Origin of the sequence: Paenibacillus phocaeensis (genome assembly GCF_900021165.1) — a bacterium.
GTDB classification, from domain to species: domain Bacteria; phylum Bacillota; class Bacilli; order Paenibacillales; family Paenibacillaceae; genus Fontibacillus; species Fontibacillus phocaensis.
In genome coordinates this window covers 1-18,914 of record NZ_FCOQ01000002.1, presented here as the reverse complement: position 1 = coordinate 18,914, position 18,914 = coordinate 1, and the positions used below count along the sequence as shown (strand labels likewise).

Genomic DNA, 18,914 nt, shown 5'->3' with positions numbered 1-18,914 from the left:
GGGAACCTATCGGCAATTCGATAGGTTCGATTCTTCTAAACTTAAAAACCCATAAAGTCCATTCCCCCCTCCCCCTTCAAGTCCACCCCATACTCATCGCTATACCAGTTCTCTTTCAACTCATAAATCATGCCGTCCAAGTGTTCTACAATGGCGTTATCCCGTCTTAATTGCTCCAGCTCTTGCGAATACAAATTCACCGTATACTGCTGGGCTTGTTTCAAAAACTTGCTTATATCTTCAAGCCAGGCTCCGCTATTCAATTGAGCAATGAGTTCTTTGCCTCCTCCATAAGGCACGAGAACGGACGTCGTGTTTTGATCAATGACCTTAAAGTGCTCTGCTGCCGTTTTGTAGCTGCCATTTAAAATTAAAGGAAATCTTGTCCCATTTTTCTTTTGGTAGTGGGTCACATAATCATTTTCCTGAGAAAGAGACATCAAAAGCTTGGTCATCTCTTTATCTAATTTCTTAACGTTATAGTTTAAATTGACCTCCATTCTATTGTAGTAATAGCGGAAATATTCACTCATCGCCTGTGGCAAAAGCAGGTTACCTTCATATTTATCAGGTTTTTTCTTAAACTTGGCTAGTACATGACGGGACACATCTTTCCCGACTTTAATCTCCTTCAGCTTCGAAATTGCTTCATCCGCATGATCAATAATGTATACGTTCTGCGATTCGTCTTCTCCGTGCCGATTGCATCGCCCGGCTGCCTGGGCAATCGAGTCCAGTCCAGCTAACGAGCGGATCACACATTTAAAGCTGACATCGACACCGGCTTCTATCAATTGGGTGGTTACGCAGATCAAGGGGACTTGTTGATTGAGCCTATCTCGGATTTCTTTGAGCTGCTCTTTCCGGTGTGCCGCACACATCGAGGTGCTCAGATGATAGACCGGCACGGGGGCATCTTTTAACTTTTCATATAAGTCCTTAACCACCCTTTTCGTATTCAGGATGATGAGGGTGCTGCCCCATCCGTCGATTTCCGACTTCACCCAATCGGCCAGCGTCTCATTCGTCATAGGATTTTCCGTTTTATCAATAAGCTCTACCCGTTTAAAAGCCTTCGCAACTTCAGAAAGGTTCTGCACGATCTCCCCATCCCGGTCCTTCAAAAGGCTGTGCTTTACTCCTTCCAGAGTAGGTTGAGTAGCCGTGCAGAGAAGAATGCTGCAATGGGCCTCCTGTTTCAAGAAATTCAACGCCTCATTAAATAGAGAAATACAGTGAATAGGGACTTTCTGCACTTCGTCAAAGACAATCACCGAATGACTCAGATTATGCATACGACGGGTATTGCGGTTTCCTTTGGCATAAAAAACATCGAGGAATTGGACAAGGGTAGTAAAAATGATCGGGCTGTCCCAATTGTCGCGAGCCAGCTTAAGTTTCTCTTTGTTCGTAATAAGCCCGTCATCCGCTTCATCCCCATCTTCTATGCCATTCGGATCGTCCTCAATAATATTGGAGTGATGTTCTAAAATATGTTCGCTATCCTTCAATACCTTCCTGACCTCATCCGCGTTTTGCTCGATGATTGTGGTATAGGGGACAACATAAATGATCCGCTGCTTTTTGTACTTGCCGGCATGTCTGAGCGCATAACGAAGACTGGCAAGTGTTTTGCCACCACCCGTGGGGATGGATAACGTATAAATGCCGGACGAACGTTCGGCAGCGAACTCATCGCACTGTTCCGACATTTGGGCTCTCAGCACATTGATCGGTTCGCTTGCATCGCTTTTTTCTTTAAGAGTGGCCAGATGATCTATTAAACGACGGTAGTAGGTGTCAAATAAAAGAAGATGATCGGTGGACTCTTCTGTTTCAATCTGTTCTTCGAAGCATCGTGTGTTGGTCCGATCCGCATCAACTAAGCAACTGAAGATATACTTGGTAAGGAAAAAACTTTGCTCCGGCGTGCGATTAGTAAATTTCTCCAATTCATCTACGGCAGTATGAATATAATGGATAAGTTCTTCCTCGGACATCGTATCCTGATAAAAACGTTCAACAGCCAATTCGTATTCAGGAAGATTCGTATCTTGTACTCGTCTTAGATAATCGGATTTGATCTCAGGTGAGAGATAATCTTGGAGGTTGGAGTGATGAGAGAGGATGGCATTGCCGACGATTTCGGCCAGAAGCTTTTCACAGAAGGTACTTTCCTTATGATGGAGCAGCGAAAACAGTAATCTGCCTCCAGCTGTAGAGTGATCAACCTCACCGCGCTTCGGCTGGGGCCATTCAGGGTGAAAGGCAACAACGTCTATATATTGTTGGAACTTATCGCTATATTTCCCCAGATCGTGAAGCACCCCAGCTAACCCGGCAACATGTTTCAGGCCCAGCTTTTCTCCGAACCGTTCCGCTAGTCGTTGTACTCCAAGCAAGTGCGCGTTTACCGGTTGAATTTCTCTATCGAGTTCTCGTACATGGGCAATATACACAAGCACATCTCCTCGCGTATGATCCTAGATAACCTAGTTCTATTTTACCGCAAGATTTGTCATATTTCACCAATATGCAGGTAAAAAGTCTCATTGAACGAGAACGACTTGTATTTTCAATCTGATTTGGATACGCTCATGATAGGGTACTTATTTGATTTAACGAATGGACGGTGTCCAATGCCTAATCCGGAACTTGAACCCCAACAAAAATCAGCCATCATGGATTATTTGAGCAAGCGATTCAAGGCGCATACCGTGATTTTATTTGGATCGGCGGCTAGGGGAGAAATGCACCCAGACAGCGACGTGGATATTGCTTTTATATCCGAACTCCCGGCTCCCTCTGCTTATGAACTATTTATGGCCGCATCGGAACTAGCCGATCTTGTCCATCGAGAGGTCGATCTGATTTATTTTCCACAAGCCACCCCCGTCTTCAAAGCACAGATTATTGGAAGCGGCGAAGTCCTGCAGGATTTCGAGCCTTATGTGCGGCAGACTGCATTTATGCAAGCTTTGAAGGAGTATGCCCTGCTCAATGACGAACGTAAAGAAATCATGGAGAATTATCGAAGAGGGTGAAGGAATTGAACCGCGATATCGTGACGAACAAATCGGAAACGATCCACCGTTGTCTGAAACGGATCCAGGAAGAGTATGAAGGAAAGCGGGAGAACCTCTTAAATTACACCAAGCAGGATTCCATTATTCTTAATTTACAGCGCGCCTGCGAAGCATGTATCGATCTGGCCATGCATTTGGTCTCGGAAAATAAATGGGGGATCCCTCAAAGCAGCCGGGATGCTTTTGATTTGCTGATGGACAATGGAGTGATTGACGAGTCGCTCAACCGCAATCTAAAGGCTATGGTTGGGTTTCGCAACATTGCTGTACACGATTACCGAAGCATTCAGGTCGAAATTGTCCAGGCGATTATTGAGCACCATATTGATGATTTCGTTCTTTTTGCAACAAAAGTCAGAGATTTCGATGCATAACCCTTAACATTCCTCTTCCCCCCTATTCTCGGACCCCCGAACGGCACATCGGCTAGATGGAACTCTTACTGCGGATACAAGGAGTGCGCGCGGACACGTTCGATTGCACCAATTACGCGCGGCGGATCATCATTTCTATCCACGCACTCATGTGGAGTGCGACTCGAGGTGCTGTACGCGACTGGCTGCCGGCTATCTATTTCAATCCACGCACTCACGTAGAGTGCGACCTACTGCCCAGCTCCAGCTTCGCGATCTTGGATAATATTTCAATCCACGCACTCACGTAGAGTGCGACGCGCGGTCCGCCAGCATCGTCGCGACCTGTTGCGCTATTTCAATCCACGCACTCACATAGAGTGCGACGTGATCCCGGTGATGCCGCTGTCCCCGCCACCGAATGATTTCAATCCACGCACTCACATAGAGTGCGACCGTCCAGTTCCCGGGCCAAATGCTTCAGCATCCGGATTTCAATCCACGCACTCACATAGAGTGCGACGCATACTCCGACCGTACCTGTGTTGTTCTTGTAGACATTTCAATCCACGCACTCACATAGAGTGCGACAACGGACAGATATCGGACAAACCACCACCTTTCAGAATTTCAATCCACGCACTCACGTAGAGTGCGACACGAATACCGGGATCGGCAGCCAACGAAAAAAATATTTCAATCCACGCACTCACGTAGAGTGCGACTTTTGAAGGAACTGTTTGATATGGATGCTAACCTATTTCAATCCACGCACTCACGTAGAGTGCGACCCCACGTACTCGTAAGAATAACCCGCTTGACCAATTTCAATCCACGCACTCACGTAGAGTGCGACCCTTTACATTTTCAAGGAAATTGACTCTTGGATATTTCAATCCACGCACTCACGTAGAGTGCGACTGAACCTATCCCGTGAGGTTAACCGGAAGATGCTAATTTCAATCCACGCACTCACGTAGAGTGCGACAGGACGAAGGCGTCCCTCACGACAGCCTCTGTCCATTTCAATCCACGCACTCACATAGAGTGCGACCTGCTTTCATTAAAACATCATCCAGGTATTCGCATTTCAATCCACGCACTCACATAGAGTGCGACGTTATGGTTGCGTCCTTCTCGGTAAGTTCAGCCTATTTCAATCCACGCACTCACATAGAGTGCGACATTACCGTCTTTGGTGATTGCACAAGCCTGTTTGATTTCAATCCACGCACTCACATAGAGTGCGACCAGCTAAGTCCCGTGGAGCTTTACGAGCTGTTTATTTCAATCCACGCACTCACATAGAGTGCGACGGCTGTACGGAGTGAATATCGACGATATAAGTTTTATTTCAATCCACGCACTCACATAGAGTGCGACGGTCTGGATCGGCTACACTTAGTTGGACAAGAAAAATAAGGGCTTGTAGAATAAACCTATTATGTTAAGGAGCGGATCTCTACAATGCCAAAACAACAACGGCGTACCTTCACCTCAGAATTTAAAAAGCAAATGGTGCAACTCTATGAAAACGGAAAATCCCGGGCTGCGATTGTGGAGGAATACGGCCTCACAGCTTCAGCTTTAGACCGATGGATCAAGCAAGCTCAAACGACGGGTTCGTTCAAAGAGAAGGACAATCGTTCACCTGAAGAAAATGAACTCATCGCTTTGCGTAAAGAACTCCAACGCTTGAGGATGGAGAACGATATTTTAAAGCAAGCCGCGCTGATCATGGGACGAAAGTAGCTATCATCCAGAACAACTGTGATAAATACTCGGTATCAGCAATGTGTGACGTCCTGCAAATCGCAAGAAGCACCTTTTACTATGAAGTGAAGGAACAACCGAACGAAGACGAGATCACTAAAGCGATTGTGGAGATTTTCCACAAAAATCGAAGAGCTTACGGTACACGAAAGATCAAAGTCAAGCTCCAGGAACAAGGCATTGTCGTGTCCAGACGTCGAATTGGCCGGATTATGAAAGAACAAGGACTGGTTTCTACGTACACGGTGGCGCAGTATAAGCCGCATAAAGCCGCATGCAACGAAGAAGCCATAGCCAACATCCTGAATCGTGAATTTGACCAAACCGAGACCAAGCGCTTCGTCGTCAGCGACCTGACCTATGTGAAGGTTCAGAACCAGTGGCACTACATTTGTCTACTCGTTGACTTGTTCAATCGAGAGATTATCGGTCATAGTGCAGGTCCGAACAAGGACGCTGCTCTGGTTTCTCGTGCCTTTGCCACAGTGCAGGGCGATCTGCATCAAATTCAGTGGTTTCATACAGACCGTGGCAGTGAATTTAAAAATGAAAAGATGGACGAGCTTCTGGAAACCTTTGAGATCGGTCGTTCTCTGAGCATGAAGGGCTGTCCCTATGACAATGCCGTAGCAGAAGCCACCTACAAGGTCTGAAAACCGAGTTCATCAACCAGATGGAATTTCAAAGCCTTCGCCATTTGGAGATTGAACTATACGATTACGTCAACTGGTTTAATAAGCATCGCATTCACGGAACACTGGGATACATGACACCTGTTCAGTACCGCCAAGAGGCCCTTAAAAAAGCTGTCTGATTTACTGTTGACAATCCAGTCATGATGACCGAATGGCTGGAAGAGGTCTACGAATTTCAATCCACGCACTCACATAGAGTGCGACTACTAGCTTTGCATTATCGCCCCAAATGCGTTCGATTTCAATCCACGCACTCACATAGAGTGCGACTTGTAGCAACCCACTTCCTAGCGCTTGAGACATCTATTTCAATCCACGCACTCACATAGAGTGCGACCGGTAGTAGTTTCCGAACGCTTTAGAGACAAAGAGGATTTCAATCCACGCACTCACATAGAGTGCGACAATGGCAGGCAATATTTCATCAGCTACTTTGGCCTGATTTCAATCCACGCACTCACATAGAGTGCGACGATAACTTTACGATTCACATCCGCAAGCGCATCGATTTCAATCCACGCACTCACATAGAGTGCGACCGTCAACTTCGACGATGCTGCCGGCGGTCGTGCATTTCAATCCACGCACTCACATAGAGTGCGACGTCAGGGGGATATGAAAAGGTTAACGAGTTAATCCATTTCAATCCACGCACTCACATAGAGTGCGACACCTGCTGCAACTCGTTCTAGCAGCTTATCATAAAATCATTTCAATCCACGCACTCACATAGAGTGCGACTGTTCGGTCGGGAACACTCTAAACCTAAAACATTTATTTCAATCCACGCACTCACATAGAGTGCGACGATGCCTTGTAAGACGCTTTGCACAGTAAACCCAAATTTCAATCCACGCACTCACATAGAGTGCGACTTGTTTAACTGCCTTGTAGCAGCGCCTTGCAAGTAAATTTCAATCCACGCACTCACATAGAGTGCGACTACGGTATTTCAATTTCACCCACCTCACACATAATATTTCAATCCACGCACTCACATAGAGTGCGACCCCTCACCCCTCACCATACATTGATTGCAAAGTCATTTCAATCCACGCACTCACATAGAGTGCGACCGTCTATTCATTGATCGTGAGTACCGGGGCAAAGAATTTCAATCCACGCACTCACATAGAGTGCGACTTTGTTGCTTGGCAGACCGTCCCCGATGGACAATTATTTCAATCCACGCACTCACATAGAGTGCGACTTGGTATCCCAACACTAGAAAATAGACAATTTAACATTTCAATCCACGCACTCACATAGAGTGCGACTTTAACAGAGTGTTCATTCATCAGATTTAGGAGAATTTCAATCCACGCACTCACATAGAGTGCGACGTCGAGGTTACTGACCAAATCGAGCCCGAGCAAGAGATTTCAATCCACGCACTCACATAGAGTGCGACGCCACCTACTTTTGTTGCTGTCCGTCCCCTTTCTTTTATTTCAATCCACGCACTCACATAGAGTGCGACAGCCAGTAACGGAACTCCTGCTGGCGCAACAAGGCATTTCAATCCACGCACTCACATAGAGTGCGACCGGACCCAAAAGGGGATTCGCGGAGAGGCAACTTTATTTCAATCCACGCACTCACATAGAGTGCGACCGACAGCGGGCCATGTGAAGCCTTGAGCCACAAGGCCTTATCTCCCGAGAAGTGCGAACCTATTTTGTGAGCGCGATTTTTTTCTTTGATTTCAACCAAAATCTTCACAAACCCATTAATAACGCGGGGTGCGAACCTCCCGGGGATTTGATGTGCGCTTGGGGTTCGCACCGCTAGAAGATCAGCGGCTCCACTAAATGTATCAACGATGATCCAACCCGGAGTCCCGCTTTAGATCAAGAAGGGGATCGAACTATTTCGATCAGCTTTTACCCTAGTTCTATTTTATCGCAAAATTTATCATCCTCCACCAAAAAAAGGAGAACAGCTTCATAATAAGTAGAAAAAAAATCTCAACCAGCCAAATGCCTGCCGAGATGATTGGGGAGTTACGTTTATCTTCAGTGTACTCCCCCCGGTTGTAATAGTATAATTTAACCATACTTGGCAACCGTCATGAATGGAGGGATTCATTTGACCCCAATACTGAAAAAGAAAGGGTTCCTTCAAGGATTAGCCCTCCTTTTGCTTTTCTCACTATTGGCCTTGATTCACTTCGCTCAAAGGGACTCTTACAGCAAAATTTCCGATCTCCATATTCAACAGCTAAGTGAAAAAGAACACATTGAAATCCTCGATGTCGCGATGAGAAACGACCTGGACAAGCCTTTTGCCTACGTATATTACAAGCGGGGAGTGAAAGTAGGGGCGTATCATATAAGCGTCATCAACGACAAGCTGGTTTACGGCATGGACTTGATGCTTAACGAGGATCCGGACAGCCCTGTCCAAATTTTTGGAATTCGAACAGGGTATCCCTATCTCATGATTCAAATTAACGAGGATCGACTTCTCCAAGAGGGCAACCAGATTTACGCCACATTCAATCAAACCAAGTGGCATCGGTTAGACATCGATCATACAAAAAGGAACTATATGATTACCGGCGACTACGACGAGGCGTCGAATGGAAGGTCATCCGTTCAAATCTACAATGCCAAGAGGGAATTGATATTTGAATAAGTTCCCCCTCTGGCTTCTTGAAAAATAGCAAACAGCCCGAACTCATCGGGCTGTTTGTTTCAATGTTCCCCCATCCCCGTCTCCTCCGCCGTCAAATGCAACTCCCGATACTTCCCCGGCGTAATTCCTTCCTTCTTGCGGAAGGTGGCCACGAAGTGGCTAACGTCGTTGAAGCCGGTTTGCTCGGCGACCTCGCGCAGGGCGCGTTCGGGGTGCTGCAGCATGATCTTCTTGGCCTCGCGCAGGCGCAATTGGATGAAGTACGAGTAGGGGCTCATATCAAAAGCCTGCTGAAACAACTCGTGCAGCGCGTTCATGCCGATATGGGCGTGCTCCACGATTTCCGGTAGGCCGATGTTATCGGCCAAATGCTGCTCCATCCAGTTTACGATGGGCTGGAGCTTGCGGTAATATTGCGACAGCGACGGGCCGTTGTTCAGCATGCCGAATTGGCGCAACTGCATCAAAAAATAATAGAGATCGGTGGACACCTCGATCTCGGAGTGAGATTCCGCCTGGTCGATGCGCCGAAACAGGTCGTTGAACAGCGCGCCAAAGGACCGGTCGTCCCCCTCCTCGTAGAAGGTCGAGGCATTCATGTTCAAGGATTCCATAATCGACGCCGCAGACGCGCCGCCAAACGTAATGTAAATGGTCGACCAGCGATCCGACGCCGGATAATAGCTATGTGGCGTAAACGGCTTCAGCAGCACGCCTTGTCCCTGGGTCAGCCTGACGGATTCGCCGTGCAGCTCGAAGCGTCCTTCGCCCTCCAGCGTGTGCAGCCAATGATAATACGGATAGCCTTCGGGACGCTGAAAGATCCGTTCCCACGCGCTGTATCCGATGGATTCCAAAAATAACGGCAGCGAGCGTTCTATCGAAGAAAACACGTAGCGAATATTCTCATTTCCCCAATCCAAGAGCTATCACCACCCGAGTGTTGATAACTCTATTATGAACGATGGTTTGCAGGCCTTTCAACGCCGTTCTTTTTGAATTCTCACTTTTAGGCTACTTATCCAAAAACGCATCCAAAGAGCTCAGCTTGTTACCGTCATAATCAAACAGCGTCAAGTTCGACCAGTTGTTCTCGTGCCCGACCGACCAGGCCGACTTGGACGGGATCCAGCACGGTTCCCAATAATAGAGACCCAGGCCAAGGCCGTCCGGCACCTGCCTGATGCGCCGCATCAGCTCCTCCAACCACCTCTTCTGCCCCTCCACCGTCGGCGGAAAGCCCGGATACACCCACTCCTCTTTATTGAAGATCAGCGGCTGCTCATCCGGCGGCGTCATCGTCCATGGGTAGGCCGCCTCCACCACCACGATCGGCTTACGGTAGCGGCCGGCCAAATCGTGCAGATTGTCCGTCAATTCCTCCAAGGTGCCGTGCCACCACGAATAATAGGAGAGACCGATGATATCATAATCGATGCCAAATGCGGCCAGCTTGTCAAAAAAGAACCGGCTGCCCTCATGATCGCCGCCGCGGTCGATATGGATCATCACGGGGATCGGCTTGCCTTCATTGGAGACGTACCGAACGCCGCGAACGCCGGCGGCGATCAGCGCGGCCAGTTTCTCCCACTGCTGCGGCGTATTATGCTCGCCATCGACGCGTCCCGCTTCCCAGATCATGCCGTTCGTTATTTCATTGCCCACCTGCACCATATCCGGTAAAGCGCCCTCCGCCTCCAGCTCTTTTAGAAATAAAACCGTAAATTCCTCAACCCGCTCCGCCAGTTGCGGAAAGCTCAAGCCTTCCCAAGCCTTCGGCATATGCTGCTTGGACGGGTCCGCCCAATAATCGGAATAATGGAAGTCCAGCAGGAAATGCAGCCCTTTCTCCTTGATCCGCTTGGCCATCTTGATCGTTTTCCGCGGATTGCAGTAGTCGAATGTAGGGTTGTTCCACAGGCGCAAGCGGGCCGAGTTGACTCCGCTGTCTTTCAAGATATCCAGCACATCGCGCTCCCGGCCCTGCTCATAAAACGCGCCGCCCTCGCTTTCGATTTCGTCCACGAACGAAATGTCCGCGCCTTTAATAAATTCAATGCTCATTTTGTTGTCCACTCCTTTAACGGGCCGTTAGCCTTTGGTACCGCCGGCTGCAAGTCCCGAGATGAAATATTTTTGCAAGAACAAGTAAATCCCGGCGATCGGGACGGCGATCAGAATCGCTCCGGCCGTAAACACCGTGAAGTTGTTGGCATATTTTTCGGTGACAAAATGATACAAGCCGACTGCCAACGTATATTTGCTTTTGTCATGCAAAATGATCGAAGGCAAGATAAAATCGAAAATCGGCAGCATAAAATTGGTCAAGGCCACAATCGCCAGGATCGGCGTAATCAAGGGCAGCAAAATGCGGATGAACAAGCGAATCGGTCCGGCCCCGTCGATCTTCGCCGCATCGTCCAGCTCGCGGGAGATCGTATCCAGGTACCCCTTGACCAGCCACGCGTTAAAAGGAATCTGCCCGCCGACATAGATCAAGATCAGTCCGATCAAAGTATTCAGCAAGCCGATCAGATTCAAAAAGATATAGATCGCCACCATCGCCATCATGACCGGAAACATCTGCAGCAGCAGGAATGCGTACATGCCGCTTTTTCGGCCGATAAACTGGAATCTCGACAGCGCGTACGCCGTCATGGAGGTAAACAGGATCGACAGCAGGCTGGCCGCCGCCGAAACATACAGCGTATTTTTGTACCAAGTCAGATAATTGCTTTCCGGGCTGGTGAACAGCCAGCGGTAATGCTCCAGCGTCGGCTCCTTGGGAATCATGCTGGACGTGTACAGGCTGGTGCCTGAATTAAAGGACAAACCAACCGCCCATGCGAGCGGATAACAGATTACGACCGTCATCAGCCCGATAATCAGATAGATCCCTGCGACTTCAAGCCTGGATTTCAAACGCCCGCCCATTTATTGACCCCCCTCCTCTTTGAACGACTTGGTCCGCCGGAATTGAAAGAAGGCAAAGGCAATCACAATCACCCCGATAATCAGGGAAATGGCCGCCGCCATATTGTAGTTGTTCGTCGTAAAGGTGAGCTGATACACCCAGGAAATCAAAATGTCCGTCCCGCCGGCCGTCTGCCCGCGCACCGCAGGTCCCCCTCCGTTGAACAAATAGATGATATTGAAATTGTTAAAGTTGGCCGTATATTGAATAATCAGCAGCGGTGCGGTGGCGAACAGCACGTGCGGCAGTGTAATATAGCGGAATTTCTGCCAACGCGTCCCGCCGTCCACATCGGCCGCTTCATAGGCGTCATGGGAGATGCTTTGCAACACGCCGGTGAACAGGGCGAACAAGAACGGAAAGCCCAGCCACACCTGAATGCCGATCAGCGCGATCTTCGTGAACATCGGATCGGTCAGCCAAGGGATCGGAGCCAGATGGAACCAATCTCGCAGCGTACGATTGATGGCCCCGAACTGATCGTTGAACAGCGCGGAAAAAATCAGGATCGTCACGAAATTTGGAATCGCCCACGGTAAAATCAGAATCGTGCGGATCAGACGTTTGAAGCGAACACGCTTGTCATTTACCAGTACCGCCAACAGCAGCCCCAGGCCAATCTGCAGCGTCGTTGATACAATCGTCCAGACCAGGGTCCAGGACAGGACTTTCACGAACGACTGGTTCCAGACCGGGACCGTCACGAGGCTGACAAAGTTGTCAAATCCAACCCAATCGACCAGATGGCGCGGCGGGGAATGATACAGATCGTAGTTAGTAAACGCCAGCGACACCGCAAACAGCAGCGGAAAAACAACGACAAAGATCAGAAGAATAAAACCGGGCACCGATAAAATATACGGAACGCTGGCCATATACGCCTGCTTCATCGCCTCCCGCAACTTCGGGCGTCGCCAGCCGGCGGCGATTTGCTCCGCCTGTTTTTTAGCGTCCCGGATGTTGAAAATGTAGATCACCGCAGCCATCGCCAGCATAATCAGCGACAACAGCCCGTACACCAGCAAAAAGATCGAATGGTCCAACTTCGGAATCGTCCCCAGCGTGGCGATCCCCCACAGGCCCAGCCCGATAAAGTCGGCGAAAGTGACAATAAAGGCAAGCTCGATGATCATCAGAACGATGCCTTTGATATAGCTGCGATTGTACAACTGCCCCAAACCCGCGAACAGGATGGACAACCCCATCGCCAGCCAGGGCCGATGCCCCCGGGGTGTCCGAGGCGCTCTAGGCGTCCGACCGTGCAGTCCTACTGCGTTAGGTTCCTCCATGATGAATTCCTCCTGGTACGATATGGCAAGCCGTCACTGGCCGGACGCCTTGATTTGGGCGGCAATCTGCGCCGTTGTTTCATCCAGGACGGACTTCGGGTCCTCCCCTTGCACGATAAAATCAACCGCGTCGTCCATCGCCCAAACGGCGCTCATCTCCGGAATATTCGGCATCGGGACGCCGTTCTCAAGCTGCCGCACAAAGCCGTCGTACAGCGGATCGCTGATGTTCTGCTGCGCATCCGGCGAAGCCGGGATTTCCCCCGTTTGCTCGTAATACACCTTCGAGCTGGCGGCGTTGGTCAAGTAGAGCGCAAGCCGCTTCGCCCAAGACGGATGCTCGGAATAGGCTGAAACAAACCACGACTTCACACCGACAAAGGATGGCGCGGACTTGCCGTTCACCGTCGGAAGCGGCGCCGTCCCAAGCTGTTCGCCCAGCTTATCGGCGTAAGGCTTCATCGCCCACAGCCCGTTCACGGCCATGCCCACCTTACCTTCCAGGAACAACGTATCCATCACATCGGTGGTCATCGTGACCGGAATGCCCGTGCCCTTGACGAAGTCGGCATAGGCGGTCATCCCTTGAACTGCGCCCTCATTGTTCAAGCCTAGATCGGAAGGGTCATACTTGCCGTCCTGCTGGCCGAAAATATAACCGCCATAGTTCGAAATAAACGGCATCGCATAGTAAAAATCCGGCACCATCAGGAAGGCATAGCGGTCCTTACCGGCATCCGTCAGCGCGGCGGACAGCTTGGCCGCATCCTCCAACGCGGCGGGCACCTGATCGACAAGAGCTTTATTGTAGTACACCGCATAGGTTTCGATCGAAATCGGGAACCCATACGTTTGCCCCTCATACTGCACCGCGTTCAGGGCCGCTGCGCTGTACTGCGCAAGCTCCTGCTCCGACAGCTCCACCGGATCGGCCAATCCCTGCACGGCGAGATCGCCCAGACGATCCTGCGGCTGGTAGAACAGATCGGGACCGTTGCCCGCGGGAGCGGCCAAGGACAGCTTTTGCACCTGTTCGGAGCCGCTGACCGGCATGATCTCCACCTGCACCCCGGTTTCTGCTGTAAATTCGCCTGCCAACTGTTCCACCGCTTTCAAATGCTTGGCATCGTCATTTGACCATACAATCAGCTTGTCCGGCTGTTCGCCATCCCCGCCGCCCGGCTCCTGCTCCTGTACGACAGTGCCGTTATTGCCGTTTGAGTCATTCCCTGCATTACCGTTCAACTGCCCCGTCCGGTCGGGCGCACACGCCGCAAGCGCGAATACAAGCAGACAGACACAAACCATGAACATCGTTTTTCTCATCTCAATCCCCCCTCATCAACTGGCTCATCAGCCGTCACCCTTAATATAAAACGCTTCCAATTTCGTTGATATATAAAATAACTTTAGCGCGCGTATAATATTTTTCCCTCTCCAAACCCAAAAAGCAGCCCCGGCAAGGCAATTGCCTGCTGAGACTGCTTGATTGGCGGTTAACGTTAGTTGGTTTTGTACAGCTTGACGTGGTCCAGATTCATCCAGTTGTTTGCATTGGCATCGGAATAGACGCCGATTTCGATTTGTCCGTTGGTCACGGGGATGTTCTCGATTTTTACTTTTACCCATTTCGCTTCGCTGACCGGCAATTGCGCATTGCGCTCTGCGCCGCCATAGTTTTTGGCGTACAGTTGCACCGTATTTTGTCCACCGCTGTTGAGCACCCAGGCCGATAACGTATAAGTGCCGTTGCTAAGCCCGGTAATGTTCTGATACGTGGACGCTTCATATGCGGCGTCGCTCCAGTGCGTCAGCTTGAAGCTGCCGGTAACGCCGTTGTTCTCTACCTTAATGGCATTATAAGACGCGGTGTCGGCCGCCCAGCGATTCCAGGCCGTAGGCGTCGTCGTCCAACCATCCGCTTCAAAGCTCGGATTGGATACGAGATTAACCGGCGCGCTCTCGGTAAATACGGAGACTGTCGACAGCAGATTGCCGCCAAAATCGAACAGCGTCTGGTTGTCCCAGGGATTAGACAGCAGTCCGGTATCGTTGTTGTACAGCTTGCCGGCCTCGCTTCCCCAATGGGCCCCTTCCACTGGCAGCCACGCCGGCTCCCACCAGAAAATCCCGCGGCCGTGGCCATTCGGCACGTCCTGTACTATTTCTTTCAGATCCCGCAAATAAGCCGTCTGACCCGCGACCGACGCCGGATAGCCGCCGATGCTTTCTTCCGCCGTATAAAAAGAATTCCCCAGACCGTCGCCATCGTCCAGCGTAAAACCGTACGCCGTTTCGACGATCATGACATCTTTATTGTAGCGGTTGCTTATGGCATTCAAATTGTAGGCCAGTTCGCCCATCGTCCCGTGCCAGAACGGATAATAGGTCAAGCCGATAATATCGTAATCCACATTCTCGGCTTCGATCTTATCAAACCACCAGGTATACAAATTGTTGTCGCCGCCATGGTCCAAATGCAACACAATCTCGACGTCCTCGCCCGGCGACAGAGCGGCATGAATCCCGTTAATGGCCGAGCTCATCAGCTCGCCGAGCTGGGTAAAGTCGTCGATGCCACCGCCAACCTTGCCGTCATTCCACAGCATTCCGCTGCTGGTCTCATTGCCGACCTGTACCATATCCGGCATCGCTCCTGCAGCCTTCATCTGAACGATGACGCTATTCGTGTAGTTGTAGACGGTAGTGAGTAATTGACTGTAGGTAAGGCCTTGCCATGCTTTCGGCTTAGTTTGCTTTCCCGGATCGGCCCAGAAATCGCTGAAATGGAAGTTAAGCAGCACGTCCATGCCTTGCGCCTTCGCCCGTTGGGCGAGCGAGATGGTCGTAGCGAGATCATTCGTTCCGCCGCCGTACGGATTGCCCGCACTGTCATAAGGATCGACCCAAAGCCGCAGGCGAACCGCGTTCATGCCATGATCGCCCAGAATCTCCAGCGCATCCTGCTCTACGCCCTGATCATAGAACTTGCCTCCCCGCTGCTCCACCTCATGAAGCATGGACATATCTCCGCCCATGATAAAGCTGCCTGCAGCCTTGGCCTCCGGCACCGGAGCCATCGCCGGCGTCATCAGCGCAATAGCAAAGGCAAACGCACTCACCTTCAACCATTTCCTCATTACCTTTCAACTCCTTTTTTATATAATTATGGATATACCCAAATTATAAAGCGCTTTCATTTCGGGTCATATATAATAATCCTTTTAGAGTCATATAAAAATTTTCATCCAACAGAAAATGAAAATATATCATTCTTCAAATTACTTACAAAAAGACTTGACTCCCCCCTTAGGGGTTAGCTTAATTTTGTTTTGAGGTGATCAAATGCTTATAAATGAAGCCTGCAAAAAAAGTAATCTTACGAAAAAGGCAATGGAATATTACGAGGCCAAAGGGTTGATTTCTCCTGAAATTCTTGAAAATGGTTATCGGGACTACAGCGAAGCCGACATCCTTACGCTCAAAGAAATATCTGTGTTGAGAAAGTGCGGAATAAGTGTTACGGATATTAAAAATATTTTGTGCAGCAACCATAAATCCGCTGCGTTGGCTAAATGCAGGTATGTTACAGAAATTAGGCTGCAACGGCTTCAAACGATTCAGCAATGTATGGATAATCTGATTCGCAGTTACGATGTTGAAAGAGCGTTTGACGATTTGCAAGATCACGATGAACATTTGCTCACGATAAAAGAAAGACTTGCCTTGGCTTTTCCCGGTAACTATGGACTCTTCTTGTCTATGCATTTCGGCAGATTCTTGGACGGAATGATCGATACCGATGAAAAGCGCAAAGCCTACAATGAAATCATCAACTATCTTGATCATGTGGAATTGCATTTGCCTCCGGAATTATCCGAGTACTTGGAAGAAATGTTCACGTTGAACGAAGGGCTTCATGTCGTCCAACTTGAGAACACAACCAATCAAGCTATGGCTGAAATGCTAAATGATACAGAAAATTATTTAGCCCAACACCATCAGGATATAGAAGAATATCTTGCTTATCTGAAGTCGGACGAATATTTAAGTTCTCCCATAGCAATCATGCAACAAAAGATGCGAGACTTTCAGAAACAGAGCGGTTATTATGAACGGTTAGTCAATAATATGAAAATGCTCAGTCCAAATTATGCAGAATATCTTGCAAAGTTAGAAACTGCAAACAAGCAATTTTATCGTGCGTTCCCACAATCCAAAGATACGTGATTGACCGCTTGAATACGGTAAAAGCCAGCTTCGGAGTTTAGTCCCGCCAGGGTCGATTTTCTAAGTTCTATCTCTGTTAGCCCGTTATTCACGGGCTTATGTTAGGATTTCACAGGCACATCCAGTTTCTCGCGGAATTCTCGGACCTGTTGATCATTGATTTGCTGCTTGCTGTAGGCCACGGAGGTGCCGAGCACAAAGACGTTAGCTCCATATTCCCGACATAGCTGCGCGCTGTCCATGCTGATGTTGCCATCGACCATGATATCCTTGTCCGGTCCGATCAGCTCGCGGATTTGCTTTATTTTGTCGGCCGTATGCTCCAGAAATTTCTGTCCGGCAAAACCGGGCTCCACCGTCATAACCAATGCATAATCGAGTGGCGTATGGGTGGCTTCGATATGGAACCGACGGTTACGGCAATTATAATCTGATGGATGACGCCAATGTTCCCAGCTTGCTGGCCATGCCTTATCTGGGCTATTGCAGCTATGATGATCCCAAGTACCTGCGCACACGACAATTCGTACTCAGCGAAGACAACCCCTACTACTACAAGGGACGTTACGCTGCAGGGGTAGGCAGTCCGCATACCCCGCCAGGTTATGTGTGGCATATCGGGCAGCCGGAGCAGTTTACACGCGAATGGTTTGGCTGGGCCAACAGCCTGGTGGGACAGTTCATCCTACAATGGCTGGAGTCCCACCCAATGGACAGTCAAAGATAGAGTGGTAACCAAGATCAATCGGCTAAAGCCTTCGTTTCATTAGAAACGGGGGCTTGATTCGATCATCGATCCATTGATTTTAGAACACGCATTCCGTAGCAATCGTCGGGCGCTTAAGCAATTCCCAGCCGGTCTTGGCGCTGATGAAGGAGGCCAGCTCCAGGCCCATCCGGTAATGCGTCTGATAGCCGGGATGATACCGGCCCCCCCATCCTTCCACCTCGGGATGAATCAATCCCAGGTCCACCACAAATACTTTCGCGTTTCCGTTCTGATTGAAATGAGACACCACCTGATTCACGCTGGCCAGATAGTTGTTATTCATCGTTCCGACGCAGCAAAAGACATAAGGGTCGTTATACTTCTCCAGGATCGCCTCGATAAATCCGATATAAGCCGCAATATACTCTTCATCCCGAATGGGCGTAGAATAATCGTTTTGGCCCAAATTAATGACGACACCTTCGGGAGTATAACGGGAAAAGTCCCACGTCGCCGTCCCTTTCCCGAGCGTCCCGTCAAAATGCTCCGGCAAACCTTGCTGATTCCCTATCGCATCCTGCCAAACGCCAATTCCGCAAATGGCCATCGTATGATATTCCGCGTTCAACATTCTAGCGCTGATCCCGACATAGGACATATATCCGTCGTCCAGATGCGGAGCTTCCGCCAGCTCATGCGGATGCCCGATTCCCGCTCCATCCGTAATGGAATCGCCGAAGTACTCCAACCGAAGCGGTTTGGCCGGAGGTGGGGGAAGGAAGCTTCCGCCGTCCGGCAGAGAAAAATCGTGAAAAACAATACTTCCGGTCAGAATCCCAGTCCGCTTATGGATCTCTAAAGTATGTTCGCCTTCCGGCAGCCCCTGTTCAATGACGTAGTCATGGACCCCTTTCTTCAGAGGGATCCAATTCCGGGCAACGCCGTCCACTACGATTTCTACGTAATCCTGGCCATCTGAATCTTCAGCCGTCATCGAGATGGCCGTCCCGCGAAAAGCAACAAAAACAGCGCTGTTGACCCATCCGCATTTCGGTTTCTCTTTCTCGGCGAGGTCAAATCTCCCCATCAGCCTGGCATTTTCGGTAAAGCTAAACTCCAAAGCAATTCCCCCTTCGGTCCAACATGGATTTATCAAATCGCATTTTTT

The 18,914-nt window shown here is 49.6% G+C and carries 13 protein-coding genes, 2 pseudogenes and 2 CRISPR repeat arrays; of the genes and pseudogenes, 6 read left to right on the top strand and 9 right to left on the bottom strand.

Annotation, left to right across the window (positions count from 1 at the left end; all coding sequences use genetic code 11):
• Positions 1-41: 41 nt before the first annotated feature.
• Positions 42-2,459, bottom strand: a complete 2,418-nt coding sequence (locus BN3795_RS00115; RefSeq protein WP_068782724.1) for a CRISPR-associated helicase/endonuclease Cas3 — start codon at positions 2,457-2,459, stop codon at positions 42-44.
• A gap of 180 nt (positions 2,460-2,639) precedes the next feature.
• Here BN3795_RS00115 and mntA point away from each other — a divergent pair, with 180 nt between their 5' ends.
• The 4 genes and pseudogenes from mntA (at position 2,640) to BN3795_RS00090 (ending at position 8,544) form a co-directional block, all read left to right on the top strand.
• Positions 2,640-3,044: a type VII toxin-antitoxin system MntA family adenylyltransferase antitoxin gene (gene mntA / locus BN3795_RS00110; RefSeq protein ID WP_068782735.1), complete on the top strand. Its 405-nt coding sequence runs from the start codon at positions 2,640-2,642 to the stop codon at positions 3,042-3,044.
• A 5-nt stretch (positions 3,045-3,049) separates the two neighbouring features.
• Positions 3,050-3,460, top strand: a complete 411-nt coding sequence (gene hepT / locus BN3795_RS00105) for a type VII toxin-antitoxin system HepT family RNase toxin (protein WP_068782734.1) — start codon at positions 3,050-3,052, stop codon at positions 3,458-3,460.
• A 131-nt stretch (positions 3,461-3,591) separates the two neighbouring features.
• Positions 3,592-4,822: direct repeats of the CRISPR family, unit length 32 nt; unit sequence ATTTCAATCCACGCACTCACATAGAGTGCGAC.
• A gap of 84 nt (positions 4,823-4,906) precedes the next feature.
• Positions 4,907-6,026: pseudogene (locus BN3795_RS00095) on the top strand (IS3 family transposase).
• A gap of 52 nt (positions 6,027-6,078) precedes the next feature.
• A CRISPR array of direct repeats spans positions 6,079-7,521; the repeat unit is 32 nt; unit sequence ATTTCAATCCACGCACTCACATAGAGTGCGAC.
• Between the two features lie 645 nt (positions 7,522-8,166).
• On the top strand, positions 8,167-8,544 hold the full coding sequence (locus tag BN3795_RS00090; RefSeq protein ID WP_198524600.1) for a hypothetical protein: 378 nt from the start codon (positions 8,167-8,169) through the stop codon (positions 8,542-8,544).
• Positions 8,545-8,603: 59 nt separating this feature from the next.
• On the opposite strand, the gene BN3795_RS00085 is transcribed toward BN3795_RS00090, so the two are convergent.
• The 6 genes from BN3795_RS00085 to BN3795_RS00060 form a co-directional block, all read right to left on the bottom strand.
• Positions 8,604-9,467 carry an AraC family transcriptional regulator gene (locus BN3795_RS00085; protein WP_068782721.1) on the bottom strand — a complete coding sequence of 288 codons (864 nt, stop codon included), beginning with the start codon at positions 9,465-9,467 and terminating at the stop codon, positions 8,604-8,606.
• Positions 9,468-9,558: 91 nt separating this feature from the next.
• The gene (locus BN3795_RS00080) at positions 9,559-10,608 is read right to left on the bottom strand and encodes a glycoside hydrolase family 53 protein (RefSeq protein WP_068782720.1); all 1,050 of its coding nucleotides are present in this window, start codon (positions 10,606-10,608) and stop codon (positions 9,559-9,561) included.
• Positions 10,609-10,635: 27 nt separating this feature from the next.
• Complete coding sequence (locus BN3795_RS00075; protein ID WP_068782719.1) at positions 10,636-11,478, bottom strand: sugar ABC transporter permease; 843 nt, start codon at positions 11,476-11,478, stop codon at positions 10,636-10,638.
• Positions 11,479-12,723, bottom strand: coding sequence for a carbohydrate ABC transporter permease (locus BN3795_RS00070; protein ID WP_068782733.1), 1,245 nt, complete (start codon positions 12,721-12,723; stop codon positions 11,479-11,481). It lies immediately after the preceding gene.
• A 117-nt stretch (positions 12,724-12,840) separates the two neighbouring features.
• The gene (locus BN3795_RS00065) at positions 12,841-14,133 is read right to left on the bottom strand and encodes a sugar ABC transporter substrate-binding protein (protein ID WP_068782718.1); all 1,293 of its coding nucleotides are present in this window, start codon (positions 14,131-14,133) and stop codon (positions 12,841-12,843) included.
• Between the two features lie 176 nt (positions 14,134-14,309).
• On the bottom strand, positions 14,310-15,947 hold the full coding sequence (locus tag BN3795_RS00060) for a glycoside hydrolase family 53 protein (protein WP_068782717.1): 1,638 nt from the start codon (positions 15,945-15,947) through the stop codon (positions 14,310-14,312).
• Positions 15,948-16,152: 205 nt separating this feature from the next.
• Here BN3795_RS00060 and BN3795_RS00055 point away from each other — a divergent pair, with 205 nt between their 5' ends.
• Positions 16,153-17,037 carry a MerR family transcriptional regulator gene (locus BN3795_RS00055; protein WP_068782716.1) on the top strand — a complete coding sequence of 295 codons (885 nt, stop codon included), beginning with the start codon at positions 16,153-16,155 and terminating at the stop codon, positions 17,035-17,037.
• A 101-nt stretch (positions 17,038-17,138) separates the two neighbouring features.
• On the opposite strand, the gene BN3795_RS00050 is transcribed toward BN3795_RS00055, so the two are convergent.
• On the bottom strand, positions 17,139-17,399 hold the full coding sequence (locus BN3795_RS00050) for a beta/alpha barrel domain-containing protein (RefSeq protein WP_068782715.1): 261 nt from the start codon (positions 17,397-17,399) through the stop codon (positions 17,139-17,141).
• A 38-nt stretch (positions 17,400-17,437) separates the two neighbouring features.
• Between BN3795_RS00050 and BN3795_RS24815 the strand changes: the two are divergent.
• Positions 17,438-17,764 (top strand): annotated as a pseudogene (locus BN3795_RS24815) (glycoside hydrolase family 125 protein); the annotation flags it as partial.
• A 79-nt stretch (positions 17,765-17,843) separates the two neighbouring features.
• On the opposite strand, the gene BN3795_RS00045 reads toward BN3795_RS24815, so the two are convergent.
• Positions 17,844-18,866 (bottom strand): SGNH/GDSL hydrolase family protein, encoded by a 1,023-nt coding sequence (locus BN3795_RS00045; protein WP_232729805.1) that lies wholly within the window; start codon positions 18,864-18,866, stop codon positions 17,844-17,846.
• Positions 18,867-18,914 lie beyond the last annotated feature (48 nt).

Coding starts and splice junctions, on each gene's coding strand:
- mntA (WP_068782735.1), top strand. CDS start 2,640: ATGCCTAATCCGGAACTTGAACCCCAACAAAAATCAGCCATCATGGAT.
- BN3795_RS00090 (WP_198524600.1), top strand. CDS start 8,167: ATGAGAAACGACCTGGACAAGCCTTTTGCCTACGTATATTACAAGCGG.
- BN3795_RS00080 (WP_068782720.1), bottom strand. CDS start 10,608: ATGAGCATTGAATTTATTAAAGGCGCGGACATTTCGTTCGTGGACGAA.
- BN3795_RS00075 (WP_068782719.1), bottom strand. CDS start 11,478: ATGGGCGGGCGTTTGAAATCCAGGCTTGAAGTCGCAGGGATCTATCTG.
- BN3795_RS00070 (WP_068782733.1), bottom strand. CDS start 12,723: ATGGGGTTGTCCATCCTGTTCGCGGGTTTGGGGCAGTTGTACAATCGC.
- BN3795_RS00065 (WP_068782718.1), bottom strand. CDS start 14,133: ATGAGAAAAACGATGTTCATGGTTTGTGTCTGTCTGCTTGTATTCGCG.
- BN3795_RS00060 (WP_068782717.1), bottom strand. CDS start 15,947: ATGAGGAAATGGTTGAAGGTGAGTGCGTTTGCCTTTGCTATTGCGCTG.
- BN3795_RS00055 (WP_068782716.1), top strand. CDS start 16,153: ATGCTTATAAATGAAGCCTGCAAAAAAAGTAATCTTACGAAAAAGGCA.
- BN3795_RS00050 (WP_068782715.1), bottom strand. CDS start 17,399: ATGACGGTGGAGCCCGGTTTTGCCGGACAGAAATTTCTGGAGCATACG.